The sequence below is a fragment of the Trinickia acidisoli genome, assembly GCF_017315725.1.
GTDB classification, from domain to species: Bacteria; Pseudomonadota; Gammaproteobacteria; order Burkholderiales; family Burkholderiaceae; genus Trinickia; species Trinickia acidisoli.
Window position 1 is genome coordinate 97,611 of sequence record NZ_JAFLRG010000002.1, and the last position, 18,647, is coordinate 116,257.

General features: G+C 60.7%; 3 protein-coding genes and 4 pseudogenes. All 7 read left to right on the forward strand.

Annotation, left to right across the window (positions count from 1 at the left end; genetic code table 11):
* Positions 1-1,380 precede the first annotated feature (1,380 nt).
* Positions 1,381-9,261: a beta strand repeat-containing protein gene (locus J3485_RS28975; RefSeq protein WP_445267854.1), complete on the forward strand. Its 7,881-nt coding sequence runs from the start codon at positions 1,381-1,383 to the stop codon at positions 9,259-9,261.
* Between the two features lie 801 nt (positions 9,262-10,062).
* Positions 10,063-14,660 (forward strand): annotated as a pseudogene (locus J3485_RS28980) (beta strand repeat-containing protein); the annotation flags it as partial.
* 15 nt (positions 14,661-14,675) lie between these two features.
* Positions 14,676-14,948, forward strand: a pseudogene (locus J3485_RS29655) (YadA C-terminal domain-containing protein); the annotation flags it as partial.
* 1,179 nt (positions 14,949-16,127) lie between these two features.
* Positions 16,128-16,295: pseudogene (locus J3485_RS19100) on the forward strand (transposase); the annotation flags it as partial.
* Positions 16,296-16,375: 80 nt separating this feature from the next.
* A complete protein-coding gene (locus J3485_RS19105) occupies positions 16,376-16,873 on the forward strand; it encodes a transposase (protein WP_206955949.1) in 498 nt (165 codons plus the stop codon).
* Positions 16,849-17,205: an IS66 family insertion sequence element accessory protein TnpB gene (gene tnpB / locus J3485_RS19110; protein ID WP_057034127.1), complete on the forward strand. Its 357-nt coding sequence runs from the start codon at positions 16,849-16,851 to the stop codon at positions 17,203-17,205. The genes J3485_RS19105 and tnpB overlap by 25 nt, the downstream gene beginning before the upstream one ends.
* Positions 17,206-17,235: 30 nt before the next feature.
* Positions 17,236-18,621 (forward strand): annotated as a pseudogene (tnpC, locus tag J3485_RS19115) (IS66 family transposase); the annotation flags it as partial.
* Positions 18,622-18,647: the final 26 nt, after the last annotated feature.

Consider the following 18,647-nt stretch of genomic DNA (forward strand, 5'->3'; position numbering starts at 1 on the left):
GACTCCAGCTACAATGTTATCGGCAACGGGAATACGGGAGGCGGGGTTGACGCCAGCGCCTACGTCACCGGCAGCAACAACACGGGTAGCGGGTATCAGTCCACTTACAACGTTACCGGCGGCGGCAACACGGGTAGTGGGTATCAGTCCAGTTACAACGTTACCGGCAGCGGCAACACGGGTAGCGGGGCTCTGTCCAGCAACAACGTTATCGGCAGCAACAACACGGCTAGTGGATATGCGTCTGGCGCTTTCGTCACTGGCATTAACAACAGCGCCGTGGGGGCGGGCGCAGGCGCGTATGTCAATGGCAATGGCAACGTTGCAGTGGGGGTCAATGCGGGTGCGGGCGTAAGTGGTACTCCTCTGACTATTACGAACACGACAGCGCTGGGGGCGGGTGCGACCGCGACGGGGAGCAATTCGGTCGCGTTGGGCGCCAACAGTACAGACGGCGGTGTCGCGAACGTCGTGAGTGTGGGGAGTAGTTCCCAGACCCGGACCATCACTAACGTCACCGCCGGGGTGAACCCGACCGATGCGGTCAATGTTTCACAACTCAACGCCCTTTCGACATCCGCTTCCACCGGCATCAGCACGGCGCAAAGCGGCGTAGCCTCGGTCTCGACGGGGCTGAGTACGACGAATAGCAACGTCGCCAGCTTGAGCACGTCGGCTTCGACAGGGATCAGCACAGCACAAAGTGGCGTGACGTCGCTGTCGACGGGGCTGTCGACAACGAACAGCAAATTGACGAGTCTGAGCACGTCGGCCTCGACGGGAATCAGTACGGCGCAAAGCGGTGTGACGTCACTGTCGACGGGATTGAGCACGACCAATAGCAACGTGACGAGTTTGAGCACATCGGCTTCGACGGGGATCAGCACAGCGCAAAGCGGCGTGACGTCGCTGTCGACAGGCTTGAGCACAACCAATAGCAACGTGACGAGCCTGAGCACGTCGGCCTCGACGGGGATCAGCACAGCGCAAAGCGGCGTGACGTCACTGTCGACAGGCTTGAGCACAACCAATAGCAACGTGACGAGCCTGAGCACGTCGGCCTCGACGGGGATCAGCACAGCGCAAAGCGGCGTGACGTCGTTGTCCACGGGGTTGAGCACGACCAATAGCAACGTGACGAGCCTGAGCACATCGGCGTCGACAGGGATCAGCACAGCGCAAAGTGGCGTGACGTCGCTGTCGACGGGGCTGTCGACGACGAATAGCAATGTGACGAGCTTGAGCACATCGGCGTCGACAGGGATCAGCACAGCGCAAAGTGGCGTGACATCGTTGTCCACGGGGTTGAGCACGACCAATAGCAACGTGACGAGCCTGAGCACATCGGCGTCGACAGGGATCAGCACAGCACAGAGCGGTGTGACGTCGTTGTCCACGGGGTTGAGCACAACCAACAGCAACGTAACGAGCCTGTCGACGCAAGAGTCGACGGATGTCGGATCGCTGTCGACGGGTTTGTCGACGACGAACAGCAACGTGACGAGCTTGAGCACATCGGCCTCGACGGGGATCAGCACAGCGCAAAGTGGCGTGACGTCGTTGTCCACGGGGTTGAGCACGACCAATAGCAACGTGACGAGCCTGAGCACATCGGCGTCGACAGGGATCAGCACAGCACAGAGCGGTGTGACGTCGTTGTCCACGGGGTTGAGCACAACCAACAGCAACGTAACGAGCCTGTCGACGCAAGAGTCGACGGATGTCGGATCGCTGTCGACGGGTTTGTCGACGACGAACAGCAATGTGACGAGCCTGAGCACATCGGCTTCGACGGGGATCAGCACGGCGCAAAGTGGCGTGACGTCGTTGTCGACGGGGCTGTCGACGACGAACAGCAACGTGACGAGCTTGAGCACGTCGGCCTCGACAGGGATCAGCACGGCACAAAGTGGCGTGACGTCGCTGTCGACGGGGCTGTCGACGACGAATAGCAATGTGACGAGCCTGAGCACGTCGGCTTCGACGGGGATCAGCACGGCGCAGAGCGGTGTGACGTCGTTGTCCACGGGGTTGAGCACAACCAACAGCAACGTAACGAGCCTGTCGACGCAAGAGTCGACGGATGTCGGATCGCTGTCGACGGGTTTGTCGACGACGAACAGCAATGTGACGAGCTTGAGCACATCGGCGTCGACAGGGATCAGCACGGCGCAGAGCGGTGTGACATCGTTGTCCACGGGGTTGAGCACGACCAATAGCAACGTGACGAGCCTGAGCACATCGGCTTCGACGGGCATTAGCACGGCCCAGAGCGGCGTGACATCGTTGTCGACAGGGTTGTCGACGACCAATAGCAATGTGACGAGCCTGAGCACATCGACTTCGACGGGGATCAGTACGGCGCAGAGTGGCGTGACATCGTTGTCGACACAAGAATCGACGGATGTGGGCTCGTTGTCGACGGGCTTGTCGACGACGAACAGCAGCGTGACGAGCTTGAGCACATCGGCCTCGACAGGCATTAGCACGGCCCAGAGCGGCGTGACATCGTTGTCGACAGGGTTGTCGACGACCAATAGCAATGTGACGAGCCTGAGCACGTCAGCCTCGACGGGGATCAGCACAGCGCAGAGCGGCGTGACATCGCTGTCGACAGGGCTGTCGACGACCAATAGCAATGTGACGAGCCTGAGCACGTCAGCCTCGACGGGGATCAGCACAGCGCAGAGCGGCGTGACATCGCTGTCGACAGGGCTGTCGACGACGAACAGCAGCGTGACGAGCCTGAGCACGTCGGCTTCGACAGGGATCAGCACGGCCCAGAGTGGCGTGACATCGCTGTCGACAGGCCTGTCCACGACGAACAGTAATGTGACAAGCCTGAGCACGTCGGCCTCGACGGGGATCAGCACAGCGCAAAGCGGCGTGACGTCACTGTCGACACAAGAGTCGACAGATGTGGGCTCGTTGTCGACAGGCCTGTCCACGACGAACAGTAATGTGACAAGCCTGAGCACATCGGCTTCGACAGGGATCAGCACGGTACAAAGTGGCGTGACGTCACTGTCGACGGGGTTGAGCACAACCAACAGCAACGTGACGAGCCTGTCGACACAAGAGTCGACGGATGTGGGTTCGCTGTCGACAGGGCTGTCGACGACGAACAGCAGCGTGACAAGCTTGAGCACATCGGCCTCGACGGGGATCAGCACGGCCCAGAGCGGCGTGACATCGTTGTCGACAGGGTTGTCGACGACCAATAGCAATGTGACGAGCCTGAGCACGTCGGCTTCGACAGGGATCAGCACGGCCCAGAGTGGCGTGACATCGCTGTCGACAGGCCTGTCCACGACGAACAGTAATGTGACAAGCCTGAGCACGTCGGCCTCGACGGGGATCAGCACAGCGCAAAGCGGCGTGACGTCACTGTCGACACAAGAGTCGACAGATGTGGGCTCGTTGTCGACAGGCCTGTCCACGACGAACAGTAATGTGACAAGCCTGAGCACATCGGCTTCGACAGGGATCAGCACGGTACAAAGTGGCGTGACGTCACTGTCGACGGGGTTGAGCACAACCAACAGCAACGTGACGAGCCTGTCGACACAAGAGTCGACGGATGTGGGTTCGCTGTCGACAGGGCTGTCGACGACGAACAGCAGCGTGACAAGCTTGAGCACATCGGCCTCGACGGGGATCAGCACGGCCCAGAGCGGCGTGACATCGTTGTCGACAGGGTTGTCCACGACCAATAGCAATGTGACGAGCCTGAGCACATCGACTTCGACGGGGATCAGCACGGCGCAGAGTGGTGTGACGTCGTTGTCGACACAAGAATCGACGGATGTGGGCTCGTTGTCGACGGGCTTGTCGACGACGAATAGCAACGTGACGAGCCTGAGCACGTCGGCTTCGACGGGGATCAGCACGGCACAAAGTGGCGTGACATCGTTGTCGACAGGGTTGTCGACGACCAATAGCAATGTGACGAGCCTGAGCACGTCGGCTTCGACAGGGATCAGCACAGCGCAGAGCGGCGTGACATCGCTGTCGACAGGGCTGTCGACGACGAACAGCAATGTGACGAGCCTGAGCACATCGACTTCGACGGGGATCAGTACGGCGCAGAGTGGCGTGACGTCGTTGTCGACACAAGAATCGACGGATGTGGGCTCGTTGTCGACGGGCTTGTCGACGACGAATAGCAGCGTGACGAGCTTGAGCACATCGGCCTCGACAGGCATTAGCACGGCCCAGAGCGGCGTGACATCGTTGTCGACAGGGTTGTCGACGACCAATAGCAATGTGACGAGCCTGAGCACGTCAGCCTCGACGGGGATCAGCACAGCGCAGAGCGGCGTGACATCGCTGTCGACAGGGCTGTCGACGACGAACAGCAGCGTGACGAGCCTGAGCACATCGGCTTCGACAGGGATCAGCACGGCACAAAGTGGCGTGACATCGTTGTCGACAGGGTTGTCGACGACGAACAGCAGCGTGACGAGCCTGAGCACGTCGGCTTCGACAGGGATCAGCACGGCCCAGAGTGGCGTGACATCGCTGTCGACAGGCCTGTCCACGACGAACAGTAATGTGACAAGCCTGAGCACATCGGCTTCGACAGGGATCAGCACGGTACAAAGTGGCGTGACGTCACTGTCGACGGGGTTGAGCACAACCAACAGCAACGTGACGAGCCTGTCGACACAAGAGTCGACGGATGTGGGTTCGCTGTCGACAGGGCTGTCGACGACGAACAGCAGCGTGACGAGCTTGAGCACATCGGCCTCGACAGGCATTAGCACGGCCCAGAGCGGCGTGACATCGCTGTCGACAGGCCTGTCGACGACCAATAGCAATGTGGCGAGCCTGAGCACATCGACTTCGACGGGGATCAGCACGGCGCAAAGTGGCGTGACATCGCTGTCGACAGGGCTGTCCACGACGAACAGCAACGTAACGAGCTTGAGCACGTCGGCTTCGACAGGGATCAGCACGGCCCAGAGTGGCGTGACATCGTTGTCGACAGGCCTGTCCACGACGAACAGTAATGTGACAAGCCTGAGCACATCGACTTCGACGGGGATCAGCACGGCGCAAAGTGGCGTGACATCGCTGTCGACAGGGCTGTCCACGACGAACAGCAACGTAACGAGCTTGAGCACGTCGGCTTCGACAGGGATCAGCACGGCCCAGAGTGGCGTGACATCGTTGTCGACAGGCCTGTCCACGACGAACAGTAATGTGACAAGCCTGAGCACGTCGGCCTCGACGGGGATCAGCACGGCGCAGAGTGGTGTGACGTCGCTGTCGACACAAGAGTCGACGGATGTGGGTTCGCTGTCGACAGGGCTGTCGACGACGAACAGCAGCGTGACGAGCTTGAGCACATCGGCCTCGACGGGGATCAGCACGGCCCAGAGCGGCGTGACATCGTTGTCGACAGGGTTGTCCACGACCAATAGCAATGTGACGAGCCTGAGCACATCGACTTCGACGGGGATCAGCACGGCGCAGAGTGGTGTGACGTCGTTGTCGACACAAGAATCGACGGATGTGGGCTCGTTGTCGACGGGCTTGTCGACGACGAATAGCAGCGTGACGAGCCTGAGCACGTCGGCTTCGACAGGGATCAGCACGGCCCAGAGTGGCGTGACATCGCTGTCGACAGGCCTGTCCACGACGAACAGTAATGTGACAAGCCTGAGCACGTCGGCTTCGACAGGGATCAGTACGGCGCAGAGTGGCGTGACGTCGTTGTCGACACAAGAATCGACGGATGTGGGCTCGTTGTCGACGGGCTTGTCGACGACGAATAGCAGCGTGACGAGCCTGAGCACGTCGGCTTCGACAGGGATCAGCACGGCCCAGAGTGGCGTGACATCGTTGTCGACAGGCCTGTCCACGACGAACAGTAATGTGACAAGCCTGAGCACGTCGGCCTCGACGGGGATCAGCACGGCGCAGAGTGGTGTGACGTCGTTGTCGACACAAGAATCGACGGATGTGGGCTCGTTGTCGACGGGCTTGTCGACGACGAATAGCAACGTGACGAGCCTGAGCACGTCGGCTTCGACGGGGATCAGCACGGCACAAAGTGGCGTGACATCGTTGTCGACAGGGTTGTCGACGACCAATAGCAATGTGACGAGCCTGAGCACGTCGGCTTCGACAGGGATCAGCACAGCGCAGAGCGGCGTGACATCGCTGTCGACAGGGCTGTCGACGACGAACAGCAGCGTGACGAGCTTGAGCACATCGGCCTCGACAGGCATTAGCACGGCCCAGAGCGGCGTGACATCGTTGTCGACAGGGTTGTCGACGACCAATAGCAATGTGACGAGCCTGAGCACGTCGGCTTCGACGGGGATCAGTACGGCGCAAAGCGGCGTGACGTCACTGTCGACAGGGCTGTCCACGACGAACAGCAACGTAACGAGCTTGAGCACGTCGGCTTCGACAGGGATCAGCACGGCCCAGAGTGGCGTGACATCGTTGTCGACAGGCCTGTCCACGACGAACAGTAATGTGACAAGCCTGAGCACGTCGGCCTCGACGGGGATCAGCACGGCGCAGAGTGGTGTGACGTCGTTGTCGACACAAGAATCGACGGATGTGGGCTCGTTGTCGACGGGCTTGTCGACGACGAATAGCAACGTGACGAGCCTGAGCACGTCGGCTTCGACGGGGATCAGCACGGCACAAAGTGGCGTGACATCGTTGTCGACAGGGTTGTCGACGACCAATAGCAATGTGACGAGCCTGAGCACGTCGGCTTCGACAGGGATCAGCACGGCCCAGAGTGGCGTGACATCGCTGTCGACAGGCCTGTCCACGACGAACAGTAATGTGACAAGCCTGAGCACGTCGGCTTCGACAGGGATCAGTACGGCGCAGAGTGGCGTGACGTCGTTGTCGACACAAGAATCGACGGATGTGGGCTCGTTGTCGACGGGCTTGTCGACGACGAATAGCAGCGTGACGAGCCTGAGCACGTCGGCTTCGACAGGGATCAGCACGGCCCAGAGTGGCGTGACATCGTTGTCGACAGGCCTGTCCACGACGAACAGTAATGTGACAAGCCTGAGCACGTCGGCCTCGACGGGGATCAGCACGGCGCAGAGTGGTGTGACGTCGTTGTCGACACAAGAATCGACGGATGTGGGCTCGTTGTCGACGGGCTTGTCGACGACGAATAGCAACGTGACGAGCCTGAGCACGTCGGCTTCGACGGGGATCAGCACGGCACAAAGTGGCGTGACATCGTTGTCGACAGGGTTGTCGACGACCAATAGCAATGTGACGAGCCTGAGCACGTCGGCTTCGACAGGGATCAGCACAGCGCAGAGCGGCGTGACATCGCTGTCGACAGGGCTGTCGACGACGAACAGCAGCGTGACGAGCTTGAGCACATCGGCCTCGACAGGCATTAGCACGGCCCAGAGCGGCGTGACATCGTTGTCGACAGGGTTGTCGACGACCAATAGCAATGTGACGAGCCTGAGCACGTCGGCTTCGACGGGGATCAGTACGGCGCAAAGCGGCGTGACGTCACTGTCGACACAAGAATCGACGGATGTGGGCTCGTTGTCGACGGGCTTGTCGACGACGAATAGCAACGTGACGAGCCTGAGCACGTCGGCTTCGACGGGGATCAGCACGGCACAAAGTGGCGTGACATCGTTGTCGACAGGCCTGTCCACGACGAACAGTAATGTGACAAGCCTGAGCACGTCGGCCTCGACGGGGATCAGCACAGCGCAAAGCGGCGTGACGTCACTGTCGACACAAGAGTCGACAGATGTGGGCTCGTTGTCGACGGGCTTGTCGACGACGAATAGCAACGTGACGAGCCTGAGTACGTCAGCCTCGACGGGGATCAGCACAGCGCAGAGCGGCGTGACATCGCTGTCGACAGGGCTGTCGACGACGAACAGCAGCGTGACGAGCTTGAGCACATCGGCCTCGACAGGCATTAGCACCCAGAGCGGCGTGACATCGTTGTCGACAGGGTTGTCGACGACCAATAGCAATGTGACGAGCCTGAGCACGTCGGCCTCGACAGGCATTAGCACGGCCCAGAGCGGCGTGACATCGTTGTCGACAGGGTTGTCGACGACCAATAGCAATGTGACGAGCCTGAGCACGTCAGCCTCGACGGGGATCAGCACAGCGCAGAGCGGCGTGACATCGCTGTCGACAGGGCTGTCGACGACGAACAGCAGCGTGACGAGCCTGAGCACATCGGCTTCGACAGGGATCAGCACGGCACAAAGTGGCGTGACATCGTTGTCGACAGGGTTGTCGACGACCAATAGCAATGTGACGAGCCTGAGCACGTCGGCTTCGACAGGGATCAGCACGGCCCAGAGTGGCGTGACATCGCTGTCGACAGGCCTGTCCACGACGAACAGTAATGTGACAAGCCTGAGCACGTCGGCCTCGACGGGGATCAGCACAGCGCAAAGCGGCGTGACGTCACTGTCGACACAAGAGTCGACAGATGTGGGCTCGTTGTCGACAGGCCTGTCCACGACGAACAGTAATGTGACAAGCCTGAGCACATCGGCTTCGACAGGGATCAGCACGGTACAAAGTGGCGTGACGTCACTGTCGACGGGGTTGAGCACAACCAACAGCAACGTGACGAGCCTGTCGACACAAGAGTCGACGGATGTGGGTTCGCTGTCGACAGGGCTGTCGACGACGAACAGCAGCGTGACAAGCTTGAGCACATCGGCCTCGACGGGGATCAGCACGGCCCAGAGCGGCGTGACATCGTTGTCGACAGGGTTGTCGACGACCAATAGCAATGTGACGAGCCTGAGCACGTCGGCTTCGACAGGGATCAGCACGGCCCAGAGTGGCGTGACATCGCTGTCGACAGGCCTGTCCACGACGAACAGTAATGTGACAAGCCTGAGCACGTCGGCCTCGACGGGGATCAGCACAGCGCAAAGCGGCGTGACGTCACTGTCGACACAAGAGTCGACAGATGTGGGCTCGTTGTCGACAGGCCTGTCCACGACGAACAGTAATGTGACAAGCCTGAGCATCGGCTTCGACAGGGATCAGCACGGTACAAAGTGGCGTGACGTCACTGTCGACGGGGTTGAGCACAACCAACAGCAACGTGACGAGCCTGTCGACACAAGAGTCGACGGATGTGGGTTCGCTGTCGACAGGGCTGTCGACGACGAACAGCAGCGTGACAAGCTTGAGCACATCGGCCTCGACGGGGATCAGCACGGCCCAGAGCGGCGTGACATCGTTGTCGACAGGGTTGTCCACGACCAATAGCAATGTGACGAGCCTGAGCACATCGACTTCGACGGGGATCAGCACGGCGCAGAGTGGTGTGACGTCGTTGTCGACACAAGAATCGACGGATGTGGGCTCGTTGTCGACGGGCTTGTCGACGACGAATAGCAACGTGACGAGCCTGAGCACGTCGGCTTCGACGGGGATCAGCACGGCACAAAGTGGCGTGACATCGTTGTCGACAGGGTTGTCGACGACCAATAGCAATGTGACGAGCCTGAGCACGTCGGCTTCGACAGGGATCAGCACAGCGCAGAGCGGCGTGACATCGCTGTCGACAGGGCTGTCGACGACGAACAGCAATGTGACGAGCCTGAGCACATCGACTTCGACGGGGATCAGTACGGCGCAGAGTGGCGTGACGTCGTTGTCGACACAAGAATCGACGGATGTGGGCTCGTTGTCGACGGGCTTGTCGACGACGAATAGCAGCGTGACGAGCTTGAGCACATCGGCCTCGACAGGCATTAGCACGGCCCAGAGCGGCGTGACATCGTTGTCGACAGGGTTGTCGACGACCAATAGCAATGTGACGAGCCTGAGCACGTCAGCCTCGACGGGGATCAGCACAGCGCAGAGCGGCGTGACATCGCTGTCGACAGGGCTGTCGACGACGAACAGCAGCGTGACGAGCCTGAGCACATCGGCTTCGACAGGGATCAGCACGGCACAAAGTGGCGTGACATCGTTGTCGACAGGGTTGTCGACGACGAACAGCAGCGTGACGAGCCTGAGCACGTCGGCTTCGACAGGGATCAGCACGGCCCAGAGTGGCGTGACATCGTTGTCGACAGGCCTGTCCACGACGAACAGTAATGTGACAAGCCTGAGCACGTCGGCCTCGACGGGGATCAGCACGGCGCAGAGTGGTGTGACGTCGTTGTCGACACAAGAATCGACGGATGTGGGCTCGTTGTCGACGGGCTTGTCGACGACGAATAGCAACGTGACGAGCCTGAGCACGTCGGCTTCGACGGGGATCAGCACGGCACAAAGTGGCGTGACATCGTTGTCGACAGGGTTGTCGACGACCAATAGCAATGTGACGAGCCTGAGCACGTCGGCTTCGACGGGGATCAGTACGGCGCAAAGCGGCGTGACGTCACTGTCGACACAAGAATCGACGGATGTGGGCTCGTTGTCGACGGGCTTGTCGACGACGAATAGCAACGTGACGAGCCTGAGCACGTCGGCTTCGACGGGGATCAGCACGGCACAAAGTGGCGTGACATCGTTGTCGACAGGCCTGTCCACGACGAACAGTAATGTGACAAGCCTGAGCACGTCGGCCTCGACGGGGATCAGCACAGCGCAAAGCGGCGTGACGTCACTGTCGACACAAGAGTCGACAGATGTGGGCTCGTTGTCGACGGGCTTGTCGACGACGAATAGCAACGTGACGAGCCTGAGTACGTCAGCCTCGACGGGGATCAGCACAGCGCAGAGCGGCGTGACATCGCTGTCGACAGGGCTGTCGACGACGAACAGCAGCGTGACGAGCTTGAGCACATCGGCCTCGACAGGCATTAGCACGGCCCAGAGCGGCGTGACATCGTTGTCGACAGGGTTGTCGACGACCAATAGCAATGTGACGAGCCTGAGCACGTCGGCCTCGACAGGCATTAGCACGGCCCAGAGCGGCGTGACATCGTTGTCGACAGGGTTGTCGACGACAATAGCAATGTGACGAGCCTGAGCACGTCAGCCTCGACGGGGATCAGCACAGCGCAGAGCGGCGTGACATCGCTGTCGACAGGGCTGTCGACGACGAACAGCAGCGTGACGAGCCTGAGCACATCGGCTTCGACAGGGATCAGCACGGCACAAAGTGGCGTGACATCGTTGTCGACAGGGTTGTCGACGACCAATAGCAATGTGACGAGCCTGAGCACGTCGGCTTCGACAGGGATCAGCACGGCCCAGAGTGGCGTGACATCGCTGTCGACAGGCCTGTCCACGACGAACAGTAATGTGACAAGCCTGAGCACGTCGGCCTCGACGGGGATCAGCACAGCGCAAAGCGGCGTGACGTCACTGTCGACACAAGAGTCGACAGATGTGGGCTCGTTGTCGACAGGCCTGTCCACGACGAACAGTAATGTGACAAGCCTGAGCACATCGGCTTCGACAGGGATCAGCACGGTACAAAGTGGCGTGACGTCACTGTCGACGGGGTTGAGCACAACCAACAGCAACGTGACGAGCCTGTCGACACAAGAGTCGACGGATGTGGGTTCGCTGTCGACAGGGCTGTCGACGACGAACAGCAGCGTGACAAGCTTGAGCACATCGGCCTCGACGGGGATCAGCACGGCCCAGAGCGGCGTGACATCGTTGTCGACAGGGTTGTCCACGACCAATAGCAATGTGACGAGCCTGAGCACATCGACTTCGACGGGGATCAGCACGGCGCAAAGTGGCGTGACATCGCTGTCGACAGGGCTGTCCACGACGAACAGCAACGTAACGAGCTTGAGCACGTCGGCTTCGACAGGGATCAGCACGGCCCAGAGTGGCGTGACATCGTTGTCGACAGGCCTGTCCACGACGAACAGTAATGTGACGAGCCTGAGCACGTCGGCCTCGACGGGGATCAGCACGGCGCAGAGTGGTGTGACGTCGCTGTCGACACAAGAGTCGACGGATGTGGGTTCGCTGTCGACAGGGCTGTCGACGACGAACAGCAGCGTGACGAGCTTGAGCACATCGGCCTCGACAGGCATTAGCACGGCCCAGAGCGGCGTGACATCGTTGTCGACAGGGTTGTCGACGACCAATAGCAATGTGACGAGCCTGAGCACGTCGGCTTCGACGGGGATCAGTACGGCGCAAAGCGGCGTGACGTCACTGTCGACACAAGAATCGACGGATGTGGGCTCGTTGTCGACGGGCTTGTCGACGACGAATAGCAACGTGACGAGCCTGAGCACGTCGGCTTCGACGGGGATCAGCACGGCACAAAGTGGCGTGACATCGTTGTCGACAGGCCTGTCCACGACGAACAGTAATGTGACAAGCCTGAGCACGTCGGCCTCGACGGGGATCAGCACAGCGCAAAGCGGCGTGACGTCACTGTCGACACAAGAGTCGACAGATGTGGGCTCGTTGTCGACGGGCTTGTCGACGACGAATAGCAACGTGACGAGCCTGAGTACGTCAGCCTCGACGGGATCAGCACAGCGCAGAGCGGCGTGACATCGCTGTCGACAGGGCTGTCGACGACGAACAGCAGCGTGACGAGCTTGAGCACATCGGCCTCGACAGGCATTAGCACGGCCCAGAGCGGCGTGACATCGTTGTCGACAGGGTTGTCGACGACCAATAGCAATGTGACGAGCCTGAGCACGTCGGCCTCGACAGGCATTAGCACGGCCCAGAGCGGCGTGACATCGTTGTCGACAGGGTTGTCGACGACCAATAGCAATGTGACGAGCCTGAGCACGTCAGCCTCGACGGGGATCAGCACAGCGCAGAGCGGCGTGACATCGCTGTCGACAGGGCTGTCGACGACGAACAGCAGCGTGACGAGCCTGAGCACATCGGCTTCGACAGGGATCAGCACGGTACAAAGTGGCGTGACGTCACTGTCGACGGGGTTGAGCACAACCAACAGCAACGTGACGAGCCTGTCGACACAAGAGTCGACGGATGTGGGTTCGCTGTCGACAGGGCTGTCGACGACGAACAGCAGCGTGACGAGCTTGAGCACATCGGCCTCGACAGGCATTAGCACGGCCCAGAGCGGCGTGACATCGCTGTCGACAGGCCTGTCGACGACCAATAGCAATGTGGCGAGCCTGAGCACATCGACTTCGACGGGGATCAGCACGGCGCAAAGTGGCGTGACATCGCTGTCGACAGGGCTGTCCACGACGAACAGCAACGTAACGAGCTTGAGCACGTCGGCTTCGACAGGGATCAGCACGGCCCAGAGTGGCGTGACATCGTTGTCGACAGGCCTGTCCACGACGAACAGTAATGTGACGAGCCTGAGCACGTCGGCCTCGACGGGGATCAGCACGGCGCAGAGTGGTGTGACGTCGCTGTCGACACAAGAGTCGACGGATGTGGGTTCGCTGTCGACAGGGCTGTCGACGACGAACAGCAGCGTGACGAGCTTGAGCACATCGGCCTCGACAGGCATTAGCACGGCCCAGAGCGGCGTGACATCATTGTCGACAGGCCTGAGCACGACCAATAGCAATGTGACGAGCCTGAGCACGTCGGCTTCGACAGGGATCAGCACGGCCCAGAGTGGCGTGACATCGCTGTCGACAGGCCTGTCCACGACGAACAGTAATGTGACAAGCCTGAGCACGTCGGCCTCGACGGGGATCAGCACAGCGCAAAGCGGCGTGACGTCACTGTCGACGGGGTTGAGCACAACCAACAGCAACGTGACGAGCCTGTCGACACAAGAGTCGACGGATGTGGGTTCGCTGTCGACAGGGCTGTCGACGACGAACAGCAACGTGACGAACCTGAGCACGTCGGCTTCGACGGGCGTTAGCTCGGCGCTCAGTTCAGTGAGCTCTTTGTCGACGACGGTCGGCACATTCTCGACCAGCATCAGCTCAGCGACAAGCGCGGTGAGTTCTCTGTCGACGACCGTGGGCACATTCTCGACGAGCATCAGCTCGACAACGAGTTCGGTGAACTCTCTGTCAACAACGGTCGGCACGTTCTCGACGGGCATCAGTACGGCGGAAAGCGGAGTAACGTCGCTGTCGACAGGGTTGAGCACGACGAACAACACCGTCACTGCTTTGAGCACATCCGTTTCGACGGGCATCGCGTCACTGTCCACAGGTGTGGCATCGGTCTCCACCTCGTTGTCGCCACTGATTCAGGCGGCGTCAGCGGCATCGGCCAGTAACGCGACGGCGTTGGGTGGGGTCACGATAGGGGGGGGCACTAACGGCATGGTGCAAACGGCCGGTGCGACGCAAAACAACAGCGTGCTGTCGACGGTGAATGCGGCAACGTGTAATGAAGCAAACGGTGCCGATGCGACGGGCGCAGGGCTTTGCGCGACCGCGGCGACCAATGGCGCGACAGCGATTGGTAGTAACGCCCATGCGAACAGCGCCAACACGACGGCGGTGGGCTTCCGCTCCGTGGCGACCAACGATGGCTCGGTGGCCATTGGTTACCAAGCGCAAGCGCTTGCCGACCCGACGACGGCAATCGGTTCGAATTCGCTTGCTTCGGGTAACAACGCGGTTGCCCTGGGTGCAGCGGCCACGGCCACGGCTACGAACTCGGTCGCGCTGGGCGCGAATTCCGTCGCGTCGGAAGCCAACACGGTATCGGTCGGTGCGCCCGGCTCGGAGCGTCGCATTACCAATGTTGCACCGGGGGTCAATGGTACGGATGCCGTTAATGTCAACCAGCTCAACGGGTTGGCTAACAGTGTTCAGACATATCAGAAGAATGCTTATGCCGGCGCAGCAGCGGCCATCGCGATGGCCAATATGCCTCCGCCGTATGAGCCTGGCCAGAGCGGCATATCGGTTGGTGGTGGTACCTACATAGGCCAGTCGGCGCTTGCTATCGGAATCAGCCATATCTCGGAAAGCGGGCGAATGGTGTTCCGAGCTTCCGCGAGCATGACCACAGGGGGCACGGTGGGCGCGGGTGCCGGCGCGACGTGGACCTGGAAGTAAGCTCTGTAGTGCGATTAGCTTAAGTTCCGCGAACGTATAGCGGGACTTTGGTTATGCAGGCTGACGACGACACTGTTTTGCGGAGCATACGTGTACAAGTATCCCTGTTTTATGAGCGACAAGAGGTGACGTATGCCCTTTAGTGTAGAAGCCGGTTTTAAGTGCCGTGACGGACTGAGCTGGCCGCGCCGCTTCAGACTCTGGTTGTAGGCGCGCGCGTTGGTGACCCGATACGTCGGTTTCGGGCGTTTGCGCGGTTCGCCGGATTTCAGTCTGGCTTTGTAAGGCACTGAAAGCTCATGGAGCGGAGAGGTCGATTTCATCTTTCTACACAACTCCAACCAACGGGTCCCATACCCTACCGAACAAAGCCAAGCTACCCGTTCTTTTTGCCTACGGATCCATGGTGTCGGGTTGCGAACTCCACAGGGGGGGCTCTACTTTGCAGAGGCAAATAGCTTTAATGGCACAGGGCCTGCAACGGGTGTGTGACGATCATGGCTTCGTCACCTCTCAAACCGGGTGAGCATTTCGGGACGCCTGCTGCGCTTCCCGGAGCGTGAAGTGCTTCGTCTTACCGTCCCTGAGTAAGCACCTCGCGAAGACCGTTCGCAATGCGGCGCGCACGTGAGGCATGATTGGGTATCGGGCGCTCGGGTTCGCCCGCTGGCAATCAGCCCGTGGAGGCAGGCGAGCAAGGCTTGCCCGGCAGCTTACTTGCTACGTTCCAGGGTAGCAGTTCGTCGATACGGTTGATAGGGTGATCGGTCGCGGTAGGGACGATGGTTACCCATCGCCCCCCGCACGGATCCGTACGTGCTGTAAAGCGTCAACTGTGAAGTCCAGCCGAACGACAATTATCTTGTCCGGTCAGCGGGGGTAATTGTCGCTGTTCAAGAGGTCATAGTTGTCGCTTATATGGACGCCTCCCGGTTTGCCAGGTGATATTCGATGTGTGACGGACAGGATGAGGCTGCAGACTTATATCCGGCCTGTTGTGCGGATTTGTTCCGCTGGCCCTGATGGAATCTGCTGGGGAAGGCCTCATCTCCGTCGAGTCCTCTAAGGACAGACAACTTTCAGGCTTGCTTCCCGTAAGCGCGAATTTAAGCGCACCTAGAATTGGAAGCTGAACGAGCGCAGGCTTGCGTCCGCAACGACAACTTGCGGACGCAAGCGATGATACAGAACGAAGTTGATTTCCTTCCGCTGCGGGTGACCGGCGTGAGCGCGGCGGGCAAGCGCAAGTTTGACGCCGAGGGTAAGCGCAAGCTGATTGAAGCCTGTCTGCAGCCGGGCGCGTCAATTGCCGGGCTGGCGTTGAAGGCGGGCGTGAACGCGAACCAACGTATGCGATCGATTAACGACGTCTACCCATTGACGCTCTGAGAGGCCAGCATGTGTCCACCAAACGGAGGTGGACACCTATGACAGAGCATGACTCAGAGTTGCAGGTTGTTTCGCGTAGCCGAGATGGGCGGCGGCGCTACGACGAGAAGGGCAAGCGCGCGCTGGTCGAGGCGGCACTTCGTCCGGGTATGTCCGTGGCACGCCTGGCGCAGGAGCACGGGGTCAACGCCAACTTGCTGCGCAAGTGGATCACGAAGTACCTGCTCGAGCGTGAGAGTAGCCGCTGCGCACGGGCCGCACAGGACGGCGCCGTCGTCGTTGACCCGAGCGATGGTGTGCAGGTGCATGACGGCGTGCCGGCCACTATGCACAGCGAGGCGCCTGCGCCGGCATTCGTACCGGTTGTGGCCGCTGCTGCGACTCCATCTGTTACGCCTGCCCCGATCGCGTTTGCGCTGCGCGTACGCCTGCCCAACGGCGTCGAGTTCAACCTGGGCCAGGCCGGCATCGACGAACTTGGCACGCTGGTCCAGATGTTCGGGAGGCTGCCGTGTTCCGGTTCGACGACGAACTGAAGGTCTACCTCCATCGCGATCCGGTGGACTTCCGCTGCGGGATCAACAGCCTGTCGATCCTGGTCGAGCAGGCGATGCACCTGAGTCCGATGGCGCCCGCGCTGTTCGTGTTCGGCAACCGGCGGCGCGATCGCATCAAGATCCTGGGCTGGGAGCGCAACGGCTTCTGGCTGCTGCTCAAGCGGCTTGAGGCCAGCGACCGTTTCGTGTGGCCCGACAGCGACACGGCGGTGGTAGCCTTGAGCGTCGAGCTGCTCCACTGGCTCATCGACGGTGCCGACATCGCGGCAATCCAGCGCCATCCCAGGCGCAACTATCTGCGCGTGAGCTGAACACACGGCCGGCATGTCGGTCAAAGCAGCATGCCGATCAACGTCACCATCGATGCCGACGAACTGAAGGCGCTGCTCGCAATGCGCGAGCAGCACGACGCGCTTCAGCGTGAGCGTGACGAATTGCAAAGCACACTGCGCCTGGTGACGGCCGAACGTGACCTCGCCGAAGAACGGCTGCGCGCGTTCCGGCGCGAGCTGTTCGGCGCGAAGAGCGAAGCGCGCGATTCCGACCAGCTCGGCTTGTTCAACGAAGCCGAAGTGCTCGGCGCAAACGCGACACCCGCACAGGAAGACACGCCCGGAACGAAGGTTGCCGCGCACACGCGCAACAAACGCGGCCGCAAGCCGCTCGATCCCGCCCTGCCGCGCGACATCCACCGTCACGAATTGCCTGAGGCCGAACGGTTCTGCGCCAACGATGGCCATGCGCTGGTCGAGATCGGCGTGGAGATCAGCGAGCAACTGAACGTGATTCCGGAGCAGATTCGGGTCACCCAGCATCAGCGCGTCAAGTACGCATGCCCGTGCTGCGACCTGGGCATCAAGGTTACGCCGGCGCCCGTGCGCATCATCCCGCGAGGGCTGCTCAGCGAATCGGCACTCGCGTGGATCGCCACCGGAAAGTATCAGTTCGGCATGCCGCTGTACCGGCAAGCTGGCCTGCTGCGGCGCTTCGGCGGCGACATCTCGTCGAACACGTTGGCAGCAAGTATGGTGCGCGTGGGCCTCGCGACGCAGCCGGTGATCAACCTGATGCGTGATGCGCTGCTCGATGCGGACCTGATCTACTGCGACGAAACGACATTCCAGGTCCTGAAGGAAGAAGGCCGCCAGCCTCAGACCAAGAGTTATCTCTGGGCGCAGATGACGGACTCGGACACACCCGGGCGCGTGTTCACCTATACGCCCGGTCGCGGCAGCAAGCTGGCAGACAAGCTGTTCGACGGCATTCGCGAAGGCGCAGTGCTGATGACCGACGGCTACGCCGCATACGACGGCATCGCGCAGCGTCATCATCGGCTCGTCCATCTCGCATGCTGGACGCACGCAAGGAGGGGCTTTGTAAAGGCGGAAGACAACGTCCCGAAGGCAGCGCGTACGCCCGATCTGCTGGCTACGCGTTTCATCAAATTGATCGGCAAACTGTTTGCCGCCGAGGCGCGCAGCGAAACGTGGGAAGCCCAACGACGGCAACGGCTGCGACGACGATACAGTGCGCGCGTGCTCGACGTCATTCACCGGCTGATGCTGCAGCACCTGCCCGGCGTTGTACCCGGCAGCCTGCTCGGCAAGGCGTTGAACTATATACAAGGCCAATGGCCGAAGCTGGTCCGCTACATTGAGAACGGCGACTGGCCGGTCTCGAACAATCCTTGTGAGAACGCCATCAGGCCATTCTGCCTGGGCCGCCGCTATCCACAGGTCTTAGTTATGGAAGG

Coding starts and splice junctions, on each gene's coding strand:
- J3485_RS19105 (WP_206955949.1), top strand. CDS start 16,376: ATGACAGAGCATGACTCAGAGTTGCAGGTTGTTTCGCGTAGCCGAGAT.